Origin of the sequence: Parasphingomonas puruogangriensis, from assembly GCF_036663635.1 — a bacterium.
Lineage (GTDB): Bacteria > Pseudomonadota > Alphaproteobacteria > Sphingomonadales > Sphingomonadaceae > Sphingomonas.
In genome coordinates, this window is sequence record NZ_JAXOJI010000009.1 from 102487 (window position 1) to 121166 (window position 18680).

The 18680-nt window shown below is 64.4% G+C and carries 16 protein-coding genes; 10 read left to right on the top strand and 6 right to left on the bottom strand.

Features of this window, described 5'->3' with window-relative positions:
* Positions 1-408: 408 nt before the first annotated feature.
* Complete coding sequence (locus U1739_RS18705) at positions 409-696, bottom strand: hypothetical protein (protein WP_332710115.1); 288 nt, start codon at positions 694-696, stop codon at positions 409-411.
* Between the two features lie 499 nt (positions 697-1195).
* Here U1739_RS18705 and U1739_RS18710 point away from each other — a divergent pair, with 499 nt between their 5' ends.
* The gene (locus U1739_RS18710) at positions 1196-1714 is read left to right on the top strand and encodes an RcnB family protein (protein WP_332710116.1); all 519 of its coding nucleotides are present in this window, start codon (positions 1196-1198) and stop codon (positions 1712-1714) included.
* 916 nt (positions 1715-2630) lie between these two features.
* Here U1739_RS18710 and U1739_RS18715 read toward each other — a convergent pair.
* From U1739_RS18715 to U1739_RS18720, 3 genes are all read right to left on the bottom strand, one after another.
* Positions 2631-2822, bottom strand: a complete 192-nt coding sequence (locus U1739_RS18715) for a hypothetical protein (protein WP_332710117.1) — start codon at positions 2820-2822, stop codon at positions 2631-2633.
* Positions 2812-2910: a hypothetical protein gene (locus U1739_RS21290; RefSeq protein WP_443025610.1), complete on the bottom strand. Its 99-nt coding sequence runs from the start codon at positions 2908-2910 to the stop codon at positions 2812-2814. Before U1739_RS21290 ends, U1739_RS18715 begins: the two co-directional genes overlap by 11 nt.
* Positions 2911-3579: 669 nt before the next feature.
* Positions 3580-3756 (bottom strand): DUF3606 domain-containing protein, encoded by a 177-nt coding sequence (locus U1739_RS18720; protein ID WP_332710118.1) that lies wholly within the window; start codon positions 3754-3756, stop codon positions 3580-3582.
* A 136-nt stretch (positions 3757-3892) separates the two neighbouring features.
* Between U1739_RS18720 and ligD the strand changes: the two genes are divergently transcribed.
* The 5 genes from ligD to U1739_RS18745 all read left to right on the top strand — a co-directional run bounded on the left by ligD (position 3893) and on the right by U1739_RS18745 (position 8576).
* Positions 3893-5782 carry a DNA ligase D gene (ligD, locus tag U1739_RS18725; protein ID WP_332710119.1) on the top strand — a complete coding sequence of 630 codons (1890 nt, stop codon included), beginning with the start codon at positions 3893-3895 and terminating at the stop codon, positions 5780-5782.
* Positions 5783-5792: 10 nt separating this feature from the next.
* On the top strand, positions 5793-6593 hold the full coding sequence (gene xth, locus U1739_RS18730) for an exodeoxyribonuclease III (RefSeq protein ID WP_332710120.1): 801 nt from the start codon (positions 5793-5795) through the stop codon (positions 6591-6593).
* A complete protein-coding gene (locus U1739_RS18735) occupies positions 6590-7069 on the top strand; it encodes an NUDIX hydrolase (protein WP_332710121.1) in 480 nt (159 codons plus the stop codon). The genes xth and U1739_RS18735 overlap by 4 nt, the downstream gene beginning before the upstream one ends.
* A gap of 25 nt (positions 7070-7094) precedes the next feature.
* Positions 7095-7337, top strand: coding sequence for a DUF6582 domain-containing protein (locus tag U1739_RS18740; RefSeq protein ID WP_332710122.1), 243 nt, complete (start codon positions 7095-7097; stop codon positions 7335-7337).
* Positions 7338-7556: 219 nt separating this feature from the next.
* On the top strand, positions 7557-8576 hold the full coding sequence (locus tag U1739_RS18745; RefSeq protein WP_332710123.1) for an ATP-dependent DNA ligase: 1020 nt from the start codon (positions 7557-7559) through the stop codon (positions 8574-8576).
* Positions 8577-8606: 30 nt separating this feature from the next.
* Here U1739_RS18745 and U1739_RS18750 read toward each other — a convergent pair whose 3' ends face one another.
* Entirely contained in the window at positions 8607-8864 is a 258-nt protein-coding gene (locus tag U1739_RS18750) for a hypothetical protein (RefSeq protein ID WP_332710124.1), read from the bottom strand.
* A gap of 381 nt (positions 8865-9245) precedes the next feature.
* Between U1739_RS18750 and U1739_RS18755 the strand changes: the two genes are divergently transcribed.
* The 4 genes from U1739_RS18755 to U1739_RS18770 are packed head-to-tail and all read left to right on the top strand — an operon-like array spanning position 9246 to position 15204.
* The gene (locus U1739_RS18755) at positions 9246-9977 is read left to right on the top strand and encodes an ImuA family protein (protein ID WP_332710148.1); all 732 of its coding nucleotides are present in this window, start codon (positions 9246-9248) and stop codon (positions 9975-9977) included.
* Positions 9898-11451: a DUF6504 family protein gene (locus U1739_RS18760; protein ID WP_332710125.1), complete on the top strand. Its 1554-nt coding sequence runs from the start codon at positions 9898-9900 to the stop codon at positions 11449-11451. The genes U1739_RS18755 and U1739_RS18760 overlap by 80 nt, the downstream gene beginning before the upstream one ends.
* Positions 11448-14780, top strand: coding sequence for an error-prone DNA polymerase (locus tag U1739_RS18765; RefSeq protein ID WP_332710126.1), 3333 nt, complete (start codon positions 11448-11450; stop codon positions 14778-14780). The genes U1739_RS18760 and U1739_RS18765 overlap by 4 nt, the downstream gene beginning before the upstream one ends.
* A 46-nt stretch (positions 14781-14826) precedes the next feature.
* Positions 14827-15204, top strand: a complete 378-nt coding sequence (locus U1739_RS18770) for a thermonuclease family protein (RefSeq protein WP_332710127.1) — start codon at positions 14827-14829, stop codon at positions 15202-15204.
* Between the two features lie 384 nt (positions 15205-15588).
* Here U1739_RS18770 and U1739_RS18775 read toward each other — a convergent pair whose 3' ends face one another.
* The gene (locus U1739_RS18775; RefSeq protein WP_332710128.1) at positions 15589-18336 is read right to left on the bottom strand and encodes a TonB-dependent receptor; all 2748 of its coding nucleotides are present in this window, start codon (positions 18334-18336) and stop codon (positions 15589-15591) included.
* Positions 18337-18680: the final 344 nt, after the last annotated feature.

Here is an 18680-nt window from a genome sequence, read left to right on the forward strand (position 1 = left end):
GCGGGTCGCTCAACGGGGCGCAAGCTTCATTCCCATGAAATGCACCCGCGACCGTACCGCGGCCTGTGTCCGTTCAAGCCTTCGAGCAATCATAGGCACGCTCACGCCTTCGTTTGTCAATTTGCGGAGCAACGCATCGTCTTTGTCGTTCCAGGCTTCGCCGCGTCGCGCAGGCATCAGCTTAGCTTCGACTGCGGCGCGAGGACACCGGCCCCCAAGGACATATTATCAGCGAGGTAGGACCGTCTACTGGCGACAACATCGTCGTAGCGGCCCGTCAGCCGGCCGCCGCAAGCGCGCTCGCTCGGCGATGAAGGCGCGCGCGCGTTCTCCGTGGATCCGCTCAACCTCAAGCGCCTCGGCAAAGCGCTCGCGATCGGGGGTAAGATCGGCTGTCCCAGCCATCGCTCACGTATCGAGCCCACGCCGGTGGATCTCTGCGCGGAGCGCCTCGGTGACCTGATCGCCTGGTTCACCGTCGGTCGCCGCATAGTGCGCCAGCAGTTCGCGATCCTGTAGTAAGATTGCGCGCATGCGATCGCACTGCTTCATTGCGTCGTCAGCGTCCGCGTCGCGCCCCTCGGCCCGCATGCCTGCCGCAAAATCGCAAATTGTCTCGATATACGAGGGGCCGTGCTCATCGAGCAGGGCGCAGTCGAGCTCAAATAGCTGGTCGTTGGAGGGCGTGTTGCTCATGTCGCGATCGTGCACCCCGGCGGATCGATTCGCAACTAAGGCTCGCCGTTTCGATCATACCAAACATATGTTAAGCTCGAATTGTCGAGACTGCTGGCCGCCTCACGTGCTTAGCTTACCCCGATTGTAGCCGAGTGTGAGACGTAAATGGTTCAAGATCAGCAGAAAGTCACCTTGGGGGTGGCGCGCGCAGATCACGCCGCGCGATGCCAACGGCATATCGAACACTGCGTCCTGCTAGCCGTGGTCGCTACTGAAACAGTTGCAGCCGAACTCATCGATCGCGCGATTGAGCTTGCGACGTCTGAATGCAACCGTGCGCTTTAGGATATGCCAGTCACACGATTCGCGACGTCGATTTCCCTTCGCGGTCCGTTCTAATAGCGGCGGATCCAATCTTTCATTTTCCTGACCGGCCTGTTCGCGCACCGTTCAGTGGGTGCTGTCATAACGGCCGACAGAGCCGCCACGGCTCTCGATCAGGATCAGGAGAGCAAAAATGCGAAAACTTATCATCACGGCGCTGATGGCCGCCATGGCGTTTCCCGCGATGGCCAGCGCTCAATCCCGTCACGAAATTCGTCGTGATCGACAGGACCTGCGGCAGGAGCAGCGTCAGCTGGACCGTGCCTATCGGACCGGCGACCGCCGTGAGATCCGCGACCAGCGTAACGATGTCCGGCAAGCGCGGCAGGAGTTGCGTGAAGATCGCCGTGACTTCCGGCAGGATCGCCGTGACTTCCGCCAGGACCGGCGCGTTGGCAACCGTGGCGGGTACGCCTATCGCGGCGGCTCCTATCGTGGTCCCCAAGGTTATCGCTACCGGCCGGTGAGCATCGGCCATCGCTTCGCGCCGATCTACTATGGTCGCAACTACTGGGTGAACGATTATTCTCGCTACCAGTTGACGCGCCCACGCTTCGGCTACCAGCGCTGGGTTCGCTATGGCCGTGATGTCGTCTTGGTCGACACACGGTCGGGTCGGGTCATTCAAGTGCGTAATCGCCACTTCCGCTAAGATCAGCAACCGGCCCGGGCTCACTGCTCGGGCTGGCCAAGTGGGGCGACTGTCAGCGTAAGTATGCGAATGATTGGCAAGGTTTACATTGCTCAAGTTCGGCCCGAAGTTGGCCTTGCCGGACGTTGGGGTATCTATTGCAAAGAGGACCAGCGGTGGCTTGATGTGGTGTTTCACACCCGATCCGAAGCAGCACGGATGATTAACGTTTTGTCGGGCCGACCGACGCCTCGTCGGAGGCCCTAAAGGTATAATTGGCCCGTTCCGCGAACTCAGGTAAAGCACAAAGCTTGGATTGGAGGCGAGTGCCTCCTGGACACGGATCTTACGACGACAAGAGGAGCTGACTCATCGGCGGGTTCTTCCAAGCCATGCTTTCGGTCTTCGAGAAAGAGGTGGACGGCCAACATCACGCTTGCATAAATTCAACCATCGCTATTGATGCAATCGAGCACCTATTGGCAGCATCGTTGAAAGTCGGCCAAACGTAAAACGCGCGCGGCTATTCGCCGGGAAACCGAGGCGATGGAAACGCGCATGCGGCTTGGTATCGGACCGCTACGCAAAGAGTTCGAAGCGACCCGTAGGCGGGCGATGCCGAGCATCTTGCAGAGTTGATTGCGATAAACCGACAGGGGTGCGTAGTGATCGCGCTGCCGGCTAAGCGCTCGGCCGCCTTTGCCCGAGCCAGGCTAGCAAAACGCCGCCGGCAAATAGACCGCACTCCAATTGTAGGGTTTCGAACGGCGACCAATAGCCACCCGAGGTTCGGTCGCGGACCCGCATCCCGTTCACGACCGTGCCATAAAGGCCGACGGCACCCATGACCGTCATCGCTAGCCCGGCGAGGTGGACGCTGAGCATAGGCCAAACATGTTGGTTGTCAGGATCCTCGATCATGCTTGCTCCTGCGGATCTAGTGTTGCGTCCGCTGTTGGTGGATCTCGGTCAGCAGGTCGATGATCTGCTGCCACCGCCGAATGCCTTTGTAATCTCGCCGTGAAGCCAGGAGCTTCGCGTGCGTTCCGGCGCGGTCCTGCCAGTCCTCACCGTGTATCTCAAGATAGATCATCGCGTCGGCCCATAGGGCCGCGGTGTCACTGCTCATACGGTTCCTGGTGCCATCCCATCGGGTCGCTTACCCCGCGATCTATATCGCTCTCGTACCAAGCGACCAACCCCGCACTGAGTTGAATCGGCCGAGGAAACTGCCGGCGTCAATCCGGCGCTGGATATCTTCGTTCGCAAAGTCATTTCAGTAAAGCGCAACAAATTGTCTCGACTTCGGTCGACCATGCGCCCCCAAATAGGTATCTATGGTGGAATGAGTGTGCAGCGCCTCTAGACAGCGACCCAACCAGTTCCTCAATCTTTGCTCGCTCCACCAAAAGGGTGCGCCGCTTGGCTTGTCCCGCATTGGAACGTCGCGGTCTCGCATAAGCGATAGGGGCGTCGTGCGCCAACGACCCGCGCTGCCAAACCTTTAAAAGCTTCAGAGACGGTCTGGCAGGAGCGGATATTTGCCGGGGGCATGCGCGGGGCACTTGGCCAGTTGGCTGTATCGGAAAGCCTTATAAACAGCGGAAAAACTGAGCCAATGTGGTAGGGTCATCGCCCACCGTCCCCAAATTGCCCGTGCCTAGAACGGATTGGCCGGAAGCGTGCCCGGCGGCTCGACCTCTCAGTTGCAGTGCGGATGCGTGAAGGCGTCGCAGACCTTGACGGGACACAGCGCAATGCGCCAACCGCGGCCAGTATCGCCCGAATTGCGGTCGGGCGGGCGATGAGCGCATCTTCGAGTTGGCCGGCAGTCACGCGGGAACATCAGTCTCCTCTTCCCGCCGCGCAAAGAGAAAGCCTTTGGTTCAGCCCTTAAGGTGCTTCTCGACCGCCGCGGCACTGCTGCCAACCGCTTCCACCGCCTTCTTCAACTCGTCGCGGCTGACCCCGAATTTGCCGGTCCAGTACGTCACTTCGTAATCCTCGCCCATCGCGATGCGCGAGGCATCCTGCGGCCCGCGCGCGGTCTTGTCGTCGGCCATCCTATTTCTCCTTTGATCCATTCGCCTTAACGCAGGTCCCCCCGGGTTGTTGCCATCACGCCGACCGGAGCCGGGGGGGCGATCAGACGGCTCCGCCGCGGTGGAACGAGTCCGCCCCAATGCGAGTCTATGTCGGATGACAGGCAAAGTCTCGACGAGCAGATCCAAGACATCGAAAGGCACGCCCCGCGCGGCGACTGCGTCAGCGCTGGCCCCGCCACCGTTTCGACCGCTCCAACTTGCGCTGCTGGTCGACAGCGTGCCGTCCGGCGACCGCTGGCTGCACGAGATGAAGTATGACGGCTACAGGCTGGAACTGGCCGTCGGTGCCGGAACCGCGCGCGCCTACACGCGCTCAGGTCTAGACTGGTCGGATAAGTTCGCCGGCATCGTCGCCGAGGCGGTGACGCTCGACGTCCGTTCCGCCCTGCTCGACGGTGAGGCCGTGGTCATGGACGAGCACGGCCGCTCGAACTTTCAGGCCCTGCAGAACGCCTTGAAGGGGGCGCCCGCCAGCATTGATTTCGTCGCCTTCGACCTGCTGGAGCTCGACGGCGAAGACCTGACTGGCCTGCCGCTCACTGAGCGTAAGGCGAAGCTACGCGAAATTCTACCGGAGGGCAGATCGCGAATCCGCTATTCCGATCACATCCTCGGGAACGGCGAAGGTCTGCTCCACGGCTTCTGCGACGCGGGGCTGGAGGGCGTGATCTCAAAGAAGGCGGACGCGCGCTACGTCGGCGCGCGTTCGGGCGGCTGGCTGAAGACGAAATGCATCAAGCGGCAGGAGTTCGTGGTCGTCGGATGGATGCCTTCGGACAAATCGCGCGCATTCCGCTCGCTGATCCTCGGCATCCACGACGGCGGCGTCCTGCGCTACGCGGGCAAGGTTGGAACCGGGTTCGGCATGGACGAGATCATGCGCCTGATGGAGCGGATGATCCCGCTCGCCCAGGACGCCCCGACGGTGAAGGCGCCTCGCGCCGAAGTGAGAGGCGCGCATTGGCTGAAGCCGGTCCTCGTCGCGGAGATCGCCTACACCGAGATGACGAACGAAGGCACGCTTCGCCACCCGAGCTATCTGGGTCTGCGGGAGGACAAGAAGGCTGAGGCCGTGGTGCTGGAGAAGGAGGCGCCGGTCGCCGAGATTGCCGCGCCGGCCGTCAGCAAGGTCAAGGTCAGCAACCCGGAGCGCGTGATCTTCCCGGAATCGAGCATCACGAAGGGCCAGCTTGCCGACTATTACGCCGCCGTCGCGCCCGTCATGCTGCCATGGGTCGGCAGTCGCCCGATCAGCCTGGTGCGCTGTCCGCAGGGGCGCGCGAAGAAATGCTTCTTCCAGAAGCACGACGCCGGGAGCTTTGGCGACACCGTCAAGCACGTCGGCATCCTCGAGAAGGACGGCCATGAGGAACCCTATCTGTTCGTCGACACCGCGGACGGCCTGCTCACCTGCGTGCAGATGGGCACGATCGAGTTCCATGGCTGGGGAGCCCGCATCGAGGACGTCGAGAAGGCAGACCGTCTGGTATTCGACCTCGACCCCGACGAGGGGCTGGACTTTGAAGCGGTGCGCGAGGCCGCGTTCCATTTCCGCGACATCCTGAAGCAGATCGGGCTCGAGACGTTCCCGATGGTCACCGGCGGCAAGGGCGTGCATGTGATCGCGCCGCTGGTGCCCCGGGCCGAATGGCCGGAGGTGAAGGACTTCGCGCACCGCCTAGCGCGCGCGGTAGCGCAGAGCGATCCCGAGAACTTCACCGCCGCGCTGCCCAAGGCGCAGCGCAAGGGCCGCATCTTCGTCGATTATCTGCGCAACCAGCGCGGCGCGACCGCGGTCATGCCGTACGCGGTGCGCGCCAGACCTGAGGCGCCAGTGGCCGCGCCGATCACCTGGAAGGAGATGGAGACTATCGACGCCCCGAACCACTACCACATCGGGGACGCCGCCGAGCTGGTGAAGCGCGCCGAGTCGAAGGCGCTTGCCGGCTGGGGACGCGCCGACCAGACGCTGCCGGCCCTGTGAGAACGCCCGCATGAAGATCGCCACTTACAACGTGAACGGAGTGAACGGCCGGCTGCCCGTGCTGCTGCGCTGGCTGACCGAAAGCCAGCCGGACGTCGTCGTCCTGCAGGAGCTCAAGGCGCCGCAGGACAAGTTCCCCGAAGCTGCGATCCGCGATCTGGGATACGACGCGATCTGGCACGGCCAGAAGAGCTGGAACGGCGTCGCGATGCTCAGCCGCGTCGGCGAGATCCACGAGACGCGCCGCGGCCTGCCCGAGGATCCGGATCCCGCGCAGAGCCGCTACATCGAGGCGGCGGTGAACGGCATCCTGATCGGTGGGCTCTATCTGCCCAACGGCAACCCCCGCCCCGGCCCCAAGTTCGACTACAAGCTCCGCTGGTTCGACAAGCTGATCGACCATGCCGCCGGTCTGCTCGAGTCCGGCCTGCCCGTAATGCTCGCCGGGGACTTCAACGTCATGCCGACGGAACGGGACGTCTACAAACCCGAGCGCTGGGTCAACGATGCACTGTTCGCGCCCGAGGTGCGCGACGCCTTCTTCCGCTTGACCGCGCAGGGTTGGACAGATGCTTTGCGCACGATTCACCCCGACGAGACCATCTACACGTTCTTCGACTACTTCCGGAACGCCTATGGCCGCAACGCGGGCCTGCGCATCGACCATCTGCTGCTCAGCCCGGCGCTCGCCGACCGACTGGTTGACGCACAAGTCGATCGCGACGTGCGTGGGTGGGAGAAGACCAGCGACCATGCGCCGGTGTGGATCGAACTTGCCGACAGCAAGGCGAAACGCGCGAAGCGTTCATGATGCCGGCGCGCAGTGCCGGCATCCTCTTCTACCGCCGCGCAGGAAGCGTGTTCGACGTGTTGCTCGTCCATCCCGGCGGGCCGTTCTGGCGGAACAAGGACGTTGGCGCCTGGCAAATGCCGAAAGGGATGATTGAGCCCGGCGAGAATGACGAGACGGCGGCACGACGCGAGGTGGCCGAGGAGCTCGGAATCGACGTGTCCGAGCCGCTCTCACCGCTCGGCGAAATACGGCAAGCGGGAGGGGAAACGGTCATTGCCTATGCCGTCGAACGCGACGTCGACCCATCCGCGATTGTCAGCAATACGGTCGAGATTGCCTGGCCTCCACGCAGCGGCCGAAAGATGACGGTGCCGGAGATAGATGAAGCGCGGTGGTTCAGCCTCGACGACGCGCGCCACTACATGCTGATCAGCCAATCGCCGCTGCTCGACCGTCTTGCCGAGCTGGAGCAACCGGCCCCCGATGAGCGTTGAGATCCGGTCAGTTAGGGAGACGACCATGACAAAGCTCAGCAGCGAGGATCGCAACGAACTGAGCAAGGGATCCTTTGCCTTCACCAAGCAGCGCAAGGAGCCGCTCGAGAATGCAAGCCACGTGCGAAACGCCATCGCGCGCTTCAATCAGGTCAAGGACGTCACCGATGAAGAACGCGATGCCGCATGGAAGCGGATCAAGACGGCAGCGAAAAAGTTCGACGTCGACGTGACAGAGAAGAGTTGGCGCGAGATTGGCAAAGGCTAGCGGGAGCGAGGCTCGCGTACGCGCGATTACCGACGGCGCCGGGATGAGCGCCGGGAACTCGGCAGGAAGACGCACCCGCGGCGTAGCGCTCGCCCGACGCGGCGGCCAACCGCTTTCGCCGTCCGCTAGACGAGAGCTGATCTCCCGAGGTTCGGGTGCCACTGCAGCCGTAAGGTGCGTTCGTTTTCACCACCCATGCGTTCCAGGCGCATGACTCATATGATCGATCCCGCCCAGCTGTCGCCCATGGAAGCCAAACTTGCCGTCGCCCTGCCGACCGACGCCGGCTGGCAGTTCGAGCCGAAGTGGGACGGGTTCCGCTGCCTGGCGTTCCGTGACGGCGCAGACGTCGAGCTGATGTCCAAATCGGGCAAGTCGCTCGCGCGCTTCTTTCCCGAAGTCGTGGCTCTGGTCGCTGGCATGTCGGCCGACCGCTTCGTACTGGATGGAGAACTGATCATCCCGATCGGCGACGTTCTGTCGTTCGCAGCGCTCCAGGCAAGGCTTCACCCAGCGGAGAGCCGCATTGCCAAGCTATCCCTCGAAACGCCTGCACAGCTGATGCTGTTCGACTGTCTGCAGTTCGACGGGACGGCGATGATCGATCGGCCCCTGGTCGAGCGGCGTGCGGTATTGGAGCGCCTGGTCTGCACTGAGGACGATCCCGCCGTACTGCTCTCGCCGGCCTCGACGGACCCCGACAAGGCGGCATCTTGGCTTGGCCAGAGCGGCGGCGCGCTGGACGGCGTCATCGCAAAGCGGCTCGACATGACCTACCGTCCGGGTGAGCGTGCGATGCTCAAGGTCAAGCAGCACCGAACAGCCGATTGCGTCGTCGGGGGGTTCCGTTACGAGACCGGCGGTAACCAAGTGGGATCGCTGCTGCTCGGTCTCTACAATGACGACGGCAAGCTCGATCACGTGGGATTCACCTCGGCGATATCCAATGCGGAGCGATTTGAACTCACCGAAAGACTTGAGGGGCTAAAGGGTAGCGTCGGGTTCGACGGCAAGACTCCCGGCGGCCCGAGCCGCTGGAGCACGAACCGGTCCGCCGACTGGGTCCCGCTGCGACCGGAGCTCGTCGTCGAAGTGACCTACGACCAAGTGACGGAGAACCGGTTCCGCCATGGAACCAAGCTCGTGCGGTGGCGGCCTGACAAGGCGACCGCGCAGTGTCGGATGGAGCAGCTGGAGCACGAGGTCCGCCCCTCCGAGGTCACCAGGATTGTCGCATAGACGCCGCGCGCCAATGATCTCGAACGCGAATCAGAGCCCCGCCTTCTCCAGCGCCGCCGCCACCTCGGGGTCCATTGACCTGTCGCCTTTGGGCGTAAGGCGGTTCAGCACCGTCTGGACGCGCTTCTGAGCGACCTGCAGGGTCTTGTGCCGCACCTCTCGGGTCACGTTGGTTCGCCATGACGCTGCCTCGCCAAGCAGCGCAGACCATTTCGCCTCTTCCGCAGCAAGCACCGCCAAGGCGAGGCGCAACCCGTCGCGTTGGCCATGGGCGTAGTCGTCGGACATCGGAACCTCCATCGCTGGGCGTGCCTGGCCCTGGTCGTCTCCTACTCTGGCCGCTCGCAGTCGCCAACGAGCGCTGCGGGCAGGGCAGAACCAAGGTATTACGACGACGTCGAAAGCCCGAGGCCCCTGCCAGCAGCATTGGCTAGGACACCGGTGAGGCGGAACACTTGGGACGAACGACGAGCAGCTACCGCATCCGCGACCTCGTGCGGCTACGCTGGCCGACACGTGCTTGGCATAATTCTTTTCCGCATAGGAATGGCGGATTCCTCGCCGAGAGCGGCGTTCTGACGAACCAGAGGGCCCACGGGCCAATTGACTGCACCCGATGACGGGAACAAACACGGAACGAATCATCCGTTTCCGAGTCTGTTGAGCGTCATGCACCACGTCGCCGTCATAGCCGAACTGAAGGCCCGCATCGCCGAAATGGAGAGCGCGGGCGTACGCCACGCGGTCGTCCCGTTCGAGGTCGACTGCCTCGACGACCGGCTCCCCGGCGGCGGACTTGCCTCGGGCGCGCTGCACGAGGTCGCCGGCAGTCCGCGCCTGGCCGACGACGCCAGCGCCACGATCTTCCTCGCCGGCATCCTGGCTCGGATCGACGGGCCGGTGCTCTGGTGCCTGCGCTGGCGCGACCTGTTCGCGCCCGCGCTCCAGCTGGCGGGCCTGCACCCCGACCGGGTGATCTACGTCGAGGCCGGCAACGACGCGAACGTCCTGCTGGCGATGGAGGAGTGCCTTCGGTACCGCGGAATCGCCGGTGTGGTGGGCGAGGTCGGCAGATATTCGACGACGGCCTCCAAACGCCTGCAGCTGGCGGCCGAGAGCTCCGGCGTCAGCGCCTTCGTTTTTCGCCGCGCGTCCAGGCCCGACGCCGGCGCGGAGGGGACCGCCGCGGTCACGCGCTGGCGCATTGCCGCGGCACCCAGCGAGACGCTCGGCATACCGAGCCTGGCTCGGCCACGCTGGCACGTAGCGCTCGAACGCGTGCGGGGCGGTAACCCTTGCAACTGGATAGTGGAGGGATGCGATGCGCAGGGTCGTATCGGTCTATCTGCCGCACTGGTCGACCGACCGGCTGCGGCGGACGACCGCCAAGCCGCCGCATGACAGCGGCGGCGCCCCCGCCGCACCGCTCGTCACCGCGATCCCGGACCACGGACGGCGCGTCGTCGCCGCAGTAGACGCGAACGCCCGCACTCTCGGGATCAGGCCCGGCATGACCGTCACCAAGGCGCGGTTGTTCACGCAGGAACTCGACGTGGTCGACGCGGACCCCGACGCCGACGCTCAAGGGTTGCGACGCCTCTCGCTTTGGACCAGCCAGCGCTACTCCCCGATCGTCGCGCCCGATCCACCGGATGGCCTGTGGCTGGACGTGACCGGCTGCACGGCGCAGTTTGGCAACGAACGAGCTATGGTCAAGGACCTGCATCGCCGTATCGCGGCGTTCGGCCTCTCGGTGCAGATCGCCATTGCCGATACCGCCGGTTGCGCGCATGCGGTCGCCCGGCACGTTCCCGCGGGCCGGCCGGTCACGATCGAACCCGGCGACCACCGCAAAGCGCTTGCGTTGATGCCGATCGCCGCGCTGCGGCTCAACCCCGAGGTTGTGGAGGGGCTACACAAGCTCGGCTTCGACCGCATCGAGCAGCTGCTCGGCACTCCGCGTGGTCCGTTGGCTAAGAGGTTCGGCCGCGCCCTACATCGCCGCATCGACCAGGCGCTTGGGCACGTACCGGAGCCCGTCGAGCCGATATTCCCCGAGGAGCAGCCTCGCACCCGGCTCGGGTTCATGGAACCGCTCGCCACCGCGGAGGCGTTCGCGCAGGTCATCGCCGACCTCACGGCGGACATCGCACGGCAGCTGACCGGCATCGGAAAGGGCGCCCGACGGCTCGACTGCCACTTCCACCGCGTTGACGGGCACAACCAGGCGATCCGCGTGGGGACCGCCGCGCCCACCCGTGACGCGGCCCACATGGCCAAGCTGCTCGCCACGAAGATCGAGACGATCGATCCCGGGCTCGGGATCGAGGCGATGACGCTGGTCGCGCCGCTCGTGGAGGCTCTCGGCGGCCACCAAGGCGAAGGCCTGGCCGACCTCACTCGGCGCGGTCCCGACCTATCTGGGCTGGTCGATACGCTCGCCAACCGTTTCGGGCATCTCCAGCTCTACCGCGCGGCATCCGTGCCCAGCGCGATGCCCGAACGATCCGTGGCGCCGGCGCCCGCTTTGTCCGCCGTCGGCGACGGTGGCTGGAACGTCGACCTGCCGCGTCCGTGCCGCATGCTGAGCGCGCCCGAACCGATCGACGTCACCGCGATGCTGCCCGACCACCCGCCCGCCATGTTCATCTGGCGGCGGGAGCGCCACCGGGTTACCCAGGCCGACGGGCCGGAACGGATTCACGGTGAATGGTGGCGCGATGCCGGCGTCGAGGCCGAGCGTCCCTATACCGTGCGGGACTACTTCCAGGTCGAGACGACTGATGGCGGGCGCTACTGGATCTTCCGCCTCGGCGACGGCGAGAACGCGGCGAGCGGATCGATGCGCTGGTTCATCCATGGCGCGTTCGCATGACCCGCCCAGACCGAGCTAGTGACGGCGGGGGCTACGTCGAGCTCCAGGTGACGACGCATTTCAGCTTCCTGCGCGGAGCGTCGTCTCCCGAGGAGCTGTTCGCCGCCGCGGCGCTGCTCGGCCTCCCCGCACTAGGCGTCGTCGACCGCAATTCGGTGGCGGGGATCGTGCGCGCCTGGGATGCCGAGAAGACGACCGGCGTTAGGGCCATCACCGGCTGCCGCCTCGACCTGACCGACGGCACTGCACTCCTGCTCTATCCGACGGACCGCGCCGCCTACGGTCGGATGTGCCGGCTGCTGAGCGTCGGCAAGGCTCGGGCCGGCAAGGGCGCGTGCCACCTCGATTGGACCGACGTCGAGGAATGGAACGAAGGCATCATTGCCATCCTCAGCCCGGATCGGGCCGACGCCACGACCGAAGCCGCGTTGGCCCGGACGAAGCGCATCTTCGACGACCGCGCCCATCTCGCCCTGTCGATCCGCCGGCATCCGCGGGACGCAGTGCGGTTGCGCGACATGGCGGGGATCGCCGCTGCGGCGCGCGTGCCGACCGTGGCCACCGGCGATGTCCTCTACCATTCGCCGGACCGGCGGCTGCTGCAGGACGTCGTGACGTGCATCCGCGAGAAGTGCACCATCGACGCCCTGGGCGACCGGCGCGAGCGGTTCGCCGACCGCCACCTCAAGCATGCCGCCGAGATGCACCGGCTGTTCCGCCGCTACCTGAAGGACACGACGCCGGTGTCGCGCAGCGTGGAGATCGCGGCTCTGTGCAGGTTCAGCCTTAAGGACCTCGACTACCAGTATCCCAACGAGATCCGCGTGCCCGGCCGGACGCCGCAGCAGGAGCTTGAGCGCCTGATCTGGGAGAAGGCGCCCGACCGCTATCCCGAGGGGATCGGCGGCAGGGTGCGGGAACAGCTCGAGCACGAACTGCGCCTAATCGCTCAGCTCGACTACGCGCCCTACTTTTTGACTGTCCATTCGATCGTCGCGTTCGCGCGCAGCCGAGACATCCTGTGCCAAGGACGGGGATCGGCTGCCAATTCTGCAGTCTGTTATGTCCTTGGCATCACTTCAATTGATCCGGTCCGCTCCGAACTGCTGTTCGAGCGATTCGTCTCGGCCGAGCGCCGTGAGCCACCCGACATCGACGTCGACTTCGAACACGAGCGGCGCGAGGAGGTGATCCAGTGGATCTACGAGACCTACGGCCGCAACCACAGCGCGCTGACGGCCGTGGTGACGCGCTACCGCGCGCGCGGCGCGGTGCACGAGGTCGGCAAGGCGCTCGGCCTGTCCGACGACATGACCAAGGGGCTTGCGTCGTCCGTGTGGGGCTGGAGCCGGGAAGGCGTGGAGATCAAGCACGCCCAGGAGCTGAACCTCGATCTCGGCGACCGACGCCTGATGCTGACCCTGGAACTGGCCAAGGTACTGATCAACACGCCGCGCCACCTGTCGCAACACCCGGGCGGGTTCGTCCTGACCAGCGATCGCCTCGACGAGCTCGTGCCGATCGAGCCGGCGGCCATGGCGGACCGCCAGGTGATCGAGTGGGACAAGGACGACATCGACCTGCTTGGCTTCATGAAGGTGGACGTGCTCGCGCTCGGGATGCTGTCGTGCATGCGCCGCGCCTTCGAGTTCCTCGAGAAGGACAAGGGGGTCACGCTCGACCTTGCGACCATCCCGGACGAGGATCCGGCGACCTACGCGATGATCCGCAAAGCCGACACGATGGGCGTGTTCCAGATCGAGTCGCGCGCCCAGATGGCTTCGATCCCGCTCATGGCGCCGCGGACGTTCTACGACCTTGTCATCCAGGTCGCGATCGTGCGGCCCGGCCCAATCCAAGGGGACATGGTCCATCCTTACCGGCGGCGGCGCAACGGCCAGGAGGAGGTCAGCTACCCGACGCCCGAGCTGCGCCGAGTGCTGGAGAAGACGCTCGGCGTGCCCTTGTTCCAGGAGCAGGCGATGCGCGTGGCGATCGAGTGCGCCGGGTTCACCGCCTCCGAGGCCGATCTGCTCCGCCGCGCCATGGCAACGTTCAAGCTGACCGGCGGCGTGTCCCACTTCCGCGACAAGCTGATCGAAGGAATGGTCACGCGGGGCTATGAGCGGGCGTTCGCTGAGAAGACGTTCAAGCAGATCGAGGGGTTCGGCTCCTACGGTTTCCCGGAGAGCCACGCCGCCAGCTTCGCGTTGATCGCATACGCCAGCAGCTGGATGAAGTGCCACCACCCCGACGCCTTCTGCGCGGCATTGCTCAACGCGCAGCCGATGGGTTTCTACGCGCCCGCCCAGCTCGTGCGCGATGCCCGGGCGCACGGCGTGGAGATCCGACCGATCGACGTGAACTCCAGCCGCTGGGACTGCACGCTTGAGGCGAGCGACGGCCGCTACAAAGCCGTCCGCCTCGGCCTGCGCATGGCGCGCGACCTTTCGAACACCGACGCCGCGGCCATCGTCGGCGCACGCGGCGACCAGCCCTATGCCAGCGTCGAGGAGATTCAGCGTCGCGCGGGCGTCGGACGCGGTGCGCTCGACCGCATCGGCGACGCCGACGGCTTCGGTTCGCTCGGCGCGAGCCGGCGGGCCGGCCTCTGGGAGGTGAAGGGCCTTGGTGACGCCGTCCTTCCGCTGTTCGCCGCCGCCGACGAACGAGACGGCAGGCGGCGGCGGGAGGCGGTGGAGCCGACCGTGACGCTCGCCGAGATGGGCGAAGGCGCGGAGGTGGTCGAGGACTACCGCGCGTCCGGCCTCAGCCTGCGCGCGCATCCGGTCGCGTTCCTGCGCGACGAGCTGACGCGGCAGCGGATGATCACCTGCGACGCGCTGCAGACCGTCAAGGACGGGCGCTACGTCGAGCTGGCAGGCATCGTGCTGGTCCGCCAGAAGCCGGGGTCGGCCAAAGGCGTCATGTTCATCACCCTTGAGGACGAGACCGAAGTTGCGAACCTCGTGGTGTGGACCAGGGTGTTCGAAGCCAACCGGCGGACCGTGCTCAACGCGTCGATGATGGGCGTCCGGGGTCAGGTGCAGCGCGAGGGCGACGTCATCCACCTGATCGCGCACCGGCTCGACGATCTCTCCTCCATGCTCGCCAGCGTCGGCAACAGGGCCGACCTCGCCGACGTATACCGGGTGAGCCGCGCGGACGTCGTGAGGACCCCGATGTCGCCCGACCCACGCGACCCCGCCGAACGATCGCTGGGGAAGAGCGCACGCGACATCTACATCCCCGATCTGCGGCTTGGGTCCGGCATCGTGCCCGGCGAACCGACGGAGGGCATCAAGGTGAAGCCGCGTGACTTCCGATGACCGGCTCGACCAGTGCCCTACCGTTCAACGACGAGAGACTGAAATCATGATCGCCGCCGCCAGCTTCCTTTGCCTCGTCACCCGCGTGCACGACGGGGACGGACCTTTGTGGTGCGGCAATGGGATGAAGGTGCGCGTCGCCGGCATCCAGGCGCCGGACTTCGAGAACGCCGAACCATGCCGCAAGCCCAAACCGAATTACGTCTGCTCGGACGCGCAGGCGGAACGCAGCCGGCGCATCGTCGAGCGACTAGCGCTCAACAAGACTATGAGCTGCCAACCCGTGGGCAGATCATACCAGCGGGTAGTCGCCAGGTGCACTTTGCCAGATGGGCGAAGCCTGTCGTGCGCGATCCTCGCAGCAGGTGCAGCGGCGCGCTGGGATAGCTATTGGCACCGATACCGCATGGGCGAGTGCCGCTAGCTCCGGCCGCACCCGGCAGCCGCCGTCGATGCGACGGCATGGTGGCCGCTCGCCGTTTCGGACGCCAACGGTTAGGCCAATTCAGCGGCGCCGGTATCATAGCGTGTCATGAACCGATGCTCGACCACATCCCGGATGACGTAATATGCGGCGAACGCTCTGCCTACGAAAGCCGAGAACATCGGTGACTATGTCCGAGCGGCGCCCGGTGCACGCACCGCGCGCGCCAGATCCGCCGCGGCACGCTGGGCGACGCCGGACTGTGCGGACGCGGCGACCATCGTGCCGAGGGCGATACGCAAGATCACGGGGACGCTCCGGATTAGATACGGCGCTGCGAGCCCCGCCGACATGGCAGGGCTCGCAGCGGATCAGAGCAGCGGATTAAAACTGTGCGCGAACGCCCAGGCTGATGCGGCTGCCCGAGGCTTCGTACATCACGGGGAAAGCCGGATCCATCGTGTAGCCAGTCGTCTTCGCGTTGCCGACGTTGATGCCCTGCAATTCCAGTCGGATGTTGCGCATCACCTGATAGCTCGCGGACACATCAAACTGACCATAAGCATCGCGATACACCGGATACATATTGCGTTCGATCCGCTCCACATAGGCGCCCTTGCGGTTGTACGAGACGCGCAGTGACAGCGGGCCCTTATCGTAGAACACCGTCGCATTGTAGGTGGTGTCGGCGAGCCCGATCGGCGACGTGTCGATGCCGAGGTCAGACGCGCCGGTCAGCGAACTGTCGAGGAAGGTGGCGTTGGCATTGATGCCGAAGCCATCCGCCCAGTCCGCGACCATGCCGAACGGGATCACCGCGTTGAGCTCGATGCCGCTCACATTGTATGAACCCTCGGCATTGACCGGCTGGTAGACGTCGAAATCATAGATCCCGTTGACCGTGCCGTTAGCGTTGTACACCGTCACATCGCGCACTTCGCCCGTCAGCTGGCTCTGCACCACGCCCTTGATCTTTTTCCAGAAATAGGACGCGGCCAAGATGCCGCCGCCGGGGAGATATTTCTCGACGCCGACTTCCCACTGATCAGCAAGAGTGGGCTTCAGGCCCGGATTTCCATCGGTATAGCGGAAATTGCCGATGCTGGCGATCCGCTTGTACGCGAGATCGGTCAACGCCGGGCGGATCAGCGTTTTCGACGCTGCAGCGCGCAGGAACAGGCTGTCGCTCAGCTCGGCATGCGCGTTGAACGACGGCAGGAACTTTTCATATTTGCCCTCACTGGACACCGGTGCGGGGGTCAGGCCGATTGAGCCGTTCGGGTTCTGGACCTGCTGGAACCCTTCCGACTGGATGTTGGTGCGCAGATAGCGGCCGCCCAAATTGACGAACACCGGCACGGCCACGTCGAACGCGAGATCGACCATCGCATAACCTGCGAACGTCTCTTCCTGAACCTTGTAATAGTTCGCATTGTTGAACGGCGTCACAAAGCCATCGGGACGGAAGAAGTTCCGCGCATAGTCGTTCGACACCTGCGCCCAGCTCAGGTCGCGGGCCTGATAGCTTTTCCCGCCCAGGATATCGGTGACGTCTTCGAGCGGACTGTCGCCCAGCTTGCGGACGTTGACATAGGCCGTGCTGCCACGCGTCGGGCCCTGGATCTTCTCCTCGCCATATTCGCGTTCGTTGCTCTTGTTGGTGTAACGCCCGCCGAAGTTGAAGCGCTTGAGCAGCGAGGATTCGAACTGATAGCTCAGATCGATCTGCGCGGCATATTTGTCGTCCTTGATCTGCTCGCGCGTCGTTTCATACGCCTCGAACAGATAGGAATTCGGCGCATTGTACATGTCGATCGTGCGCGGGTTGGTGCTCGGGATCGTCTCGCCGCCATTCTCGGTATAGCGCGTGCGCGACGGGGCGTAGGCGACATGCTTCAGATTGGCGTAGTCCAGCGTCTTCTTGGCGCCGGAATAGCCGCCGAGCGCGTTGATCTTCCAGTTGCCCGTGGTCCAGTTCATTTCGCCGCCGAACTGGCGATAGTCGGTCTCGTTGATATATTCCTTGCTCAGGAATTCATGCTGCGTGTTGGTGTAGGAGACATCCCGCAGCACGACGATCCCGCTGTCGGCCAGCGTCGTGGCGTCATGTTCGTGGATCGTCTCGAGCGTGGAGTTGCTCGAGGCCGAATAGCCGGCGGCGTCATATTCGTCTTCGGTCGTGTCGTACGAGCCGAGGAACGCGTCGAACGCGAGGCTGAAATTGTCGCTCGGCTTGTATTGCACCGAGCCCGACAGGCCAAGGCGATCCTGGTCGTTCTGATAGAGCCGGTCGCCGACCTTATCGAGGAACACGATCTTGTTCTTATTGGCTTCGGTGAACGTGATGCCGGCATCGCGCTGCAGCACGGCGATCGCCTGGTTGCGGTAGACGGTGCCGGCGCGATCGGTCCAGCGCGCGATCGGGCGGAAGTTGATGCCCGAATTGGAGTCGGTGCGATTGGTGCGCTGCTGCTTGGCGACCGACACCAGCACGCCGAAATCGCCGAACGTGTTGCTGGCAAGGAACGAGAAGTTGGGATCGACCTTCTCGGAGATTGAATTGTACGCGGCTTCCGCGCTCCCGACGATACGCAGGCCGGGATTGTCGAACGGCCGGGCGGTGCGGATCAGCACCGAGCCGGCGATGCCGCCTTCTTCATCCGCCGCCACCGGCGACTTTTGCACGGTGACCGACTGGATCAGTTCGGAAGCGAAGATGTCAAACTCGACGTCGCGACCGCCCGAACCCGAGGCGGTAGCCAGCTTGTTGATCGAGACGAAGGTGAATTCACTCGGCAGGCCGCGGACGTTGACACGCGTGCCCAGGCCGCGTTCGCGCTCGATCGTCACCCCCGGCACGCGCTGCAGTGCTTCGGACAGGTTCTGTTCGGGGAAATCGGCGATGTCAGTGGCGATGATCGAATCCGAAAAGCCGATCGTGTTGCGCTTCATGTCGATCGCTTCCTCGAGGCTGCGGCGATAGCCGGTGACGACGATCTCCTCCCCTGCCTCGGCCTCCTCCTCGGCAGGCGCGGACGCGACCTGCGCGGCGGCCGGCGTCGCCAGCGCGGCGGCGGCGACGCCGACAAGAAGGTGCGTCATGCGGTCAATATGCTTCACATTGCGGATCATTTTCGAATTCCCCCGGCGTTGATATCTCAAGTGGCTGCGCGCGAGCCGAGCTCGGACGCACGAATTCATTCCCGGGCTAGATGAACCCGGGACTAGATAGTGTTGGCTAAATTTAACTTGGTGCGGCTACGATAACCCGTAGGCTCTACCGTATGCGGTCAACTATTGACGGGTAATATCAGAGTGTTGCCGAATGTTGCCATAGGGTTTCGGTGTCATCTATCTTATTGATCTTTGCCTCTATCATCGAGTGATTTCGCCACGGGCTTCGGCAATGAGCAAAACCATTTTCATCGCGCCCCCGTTGCCGTTATCCAGCTTACGGTCCCGATGGGGGAAAGTTG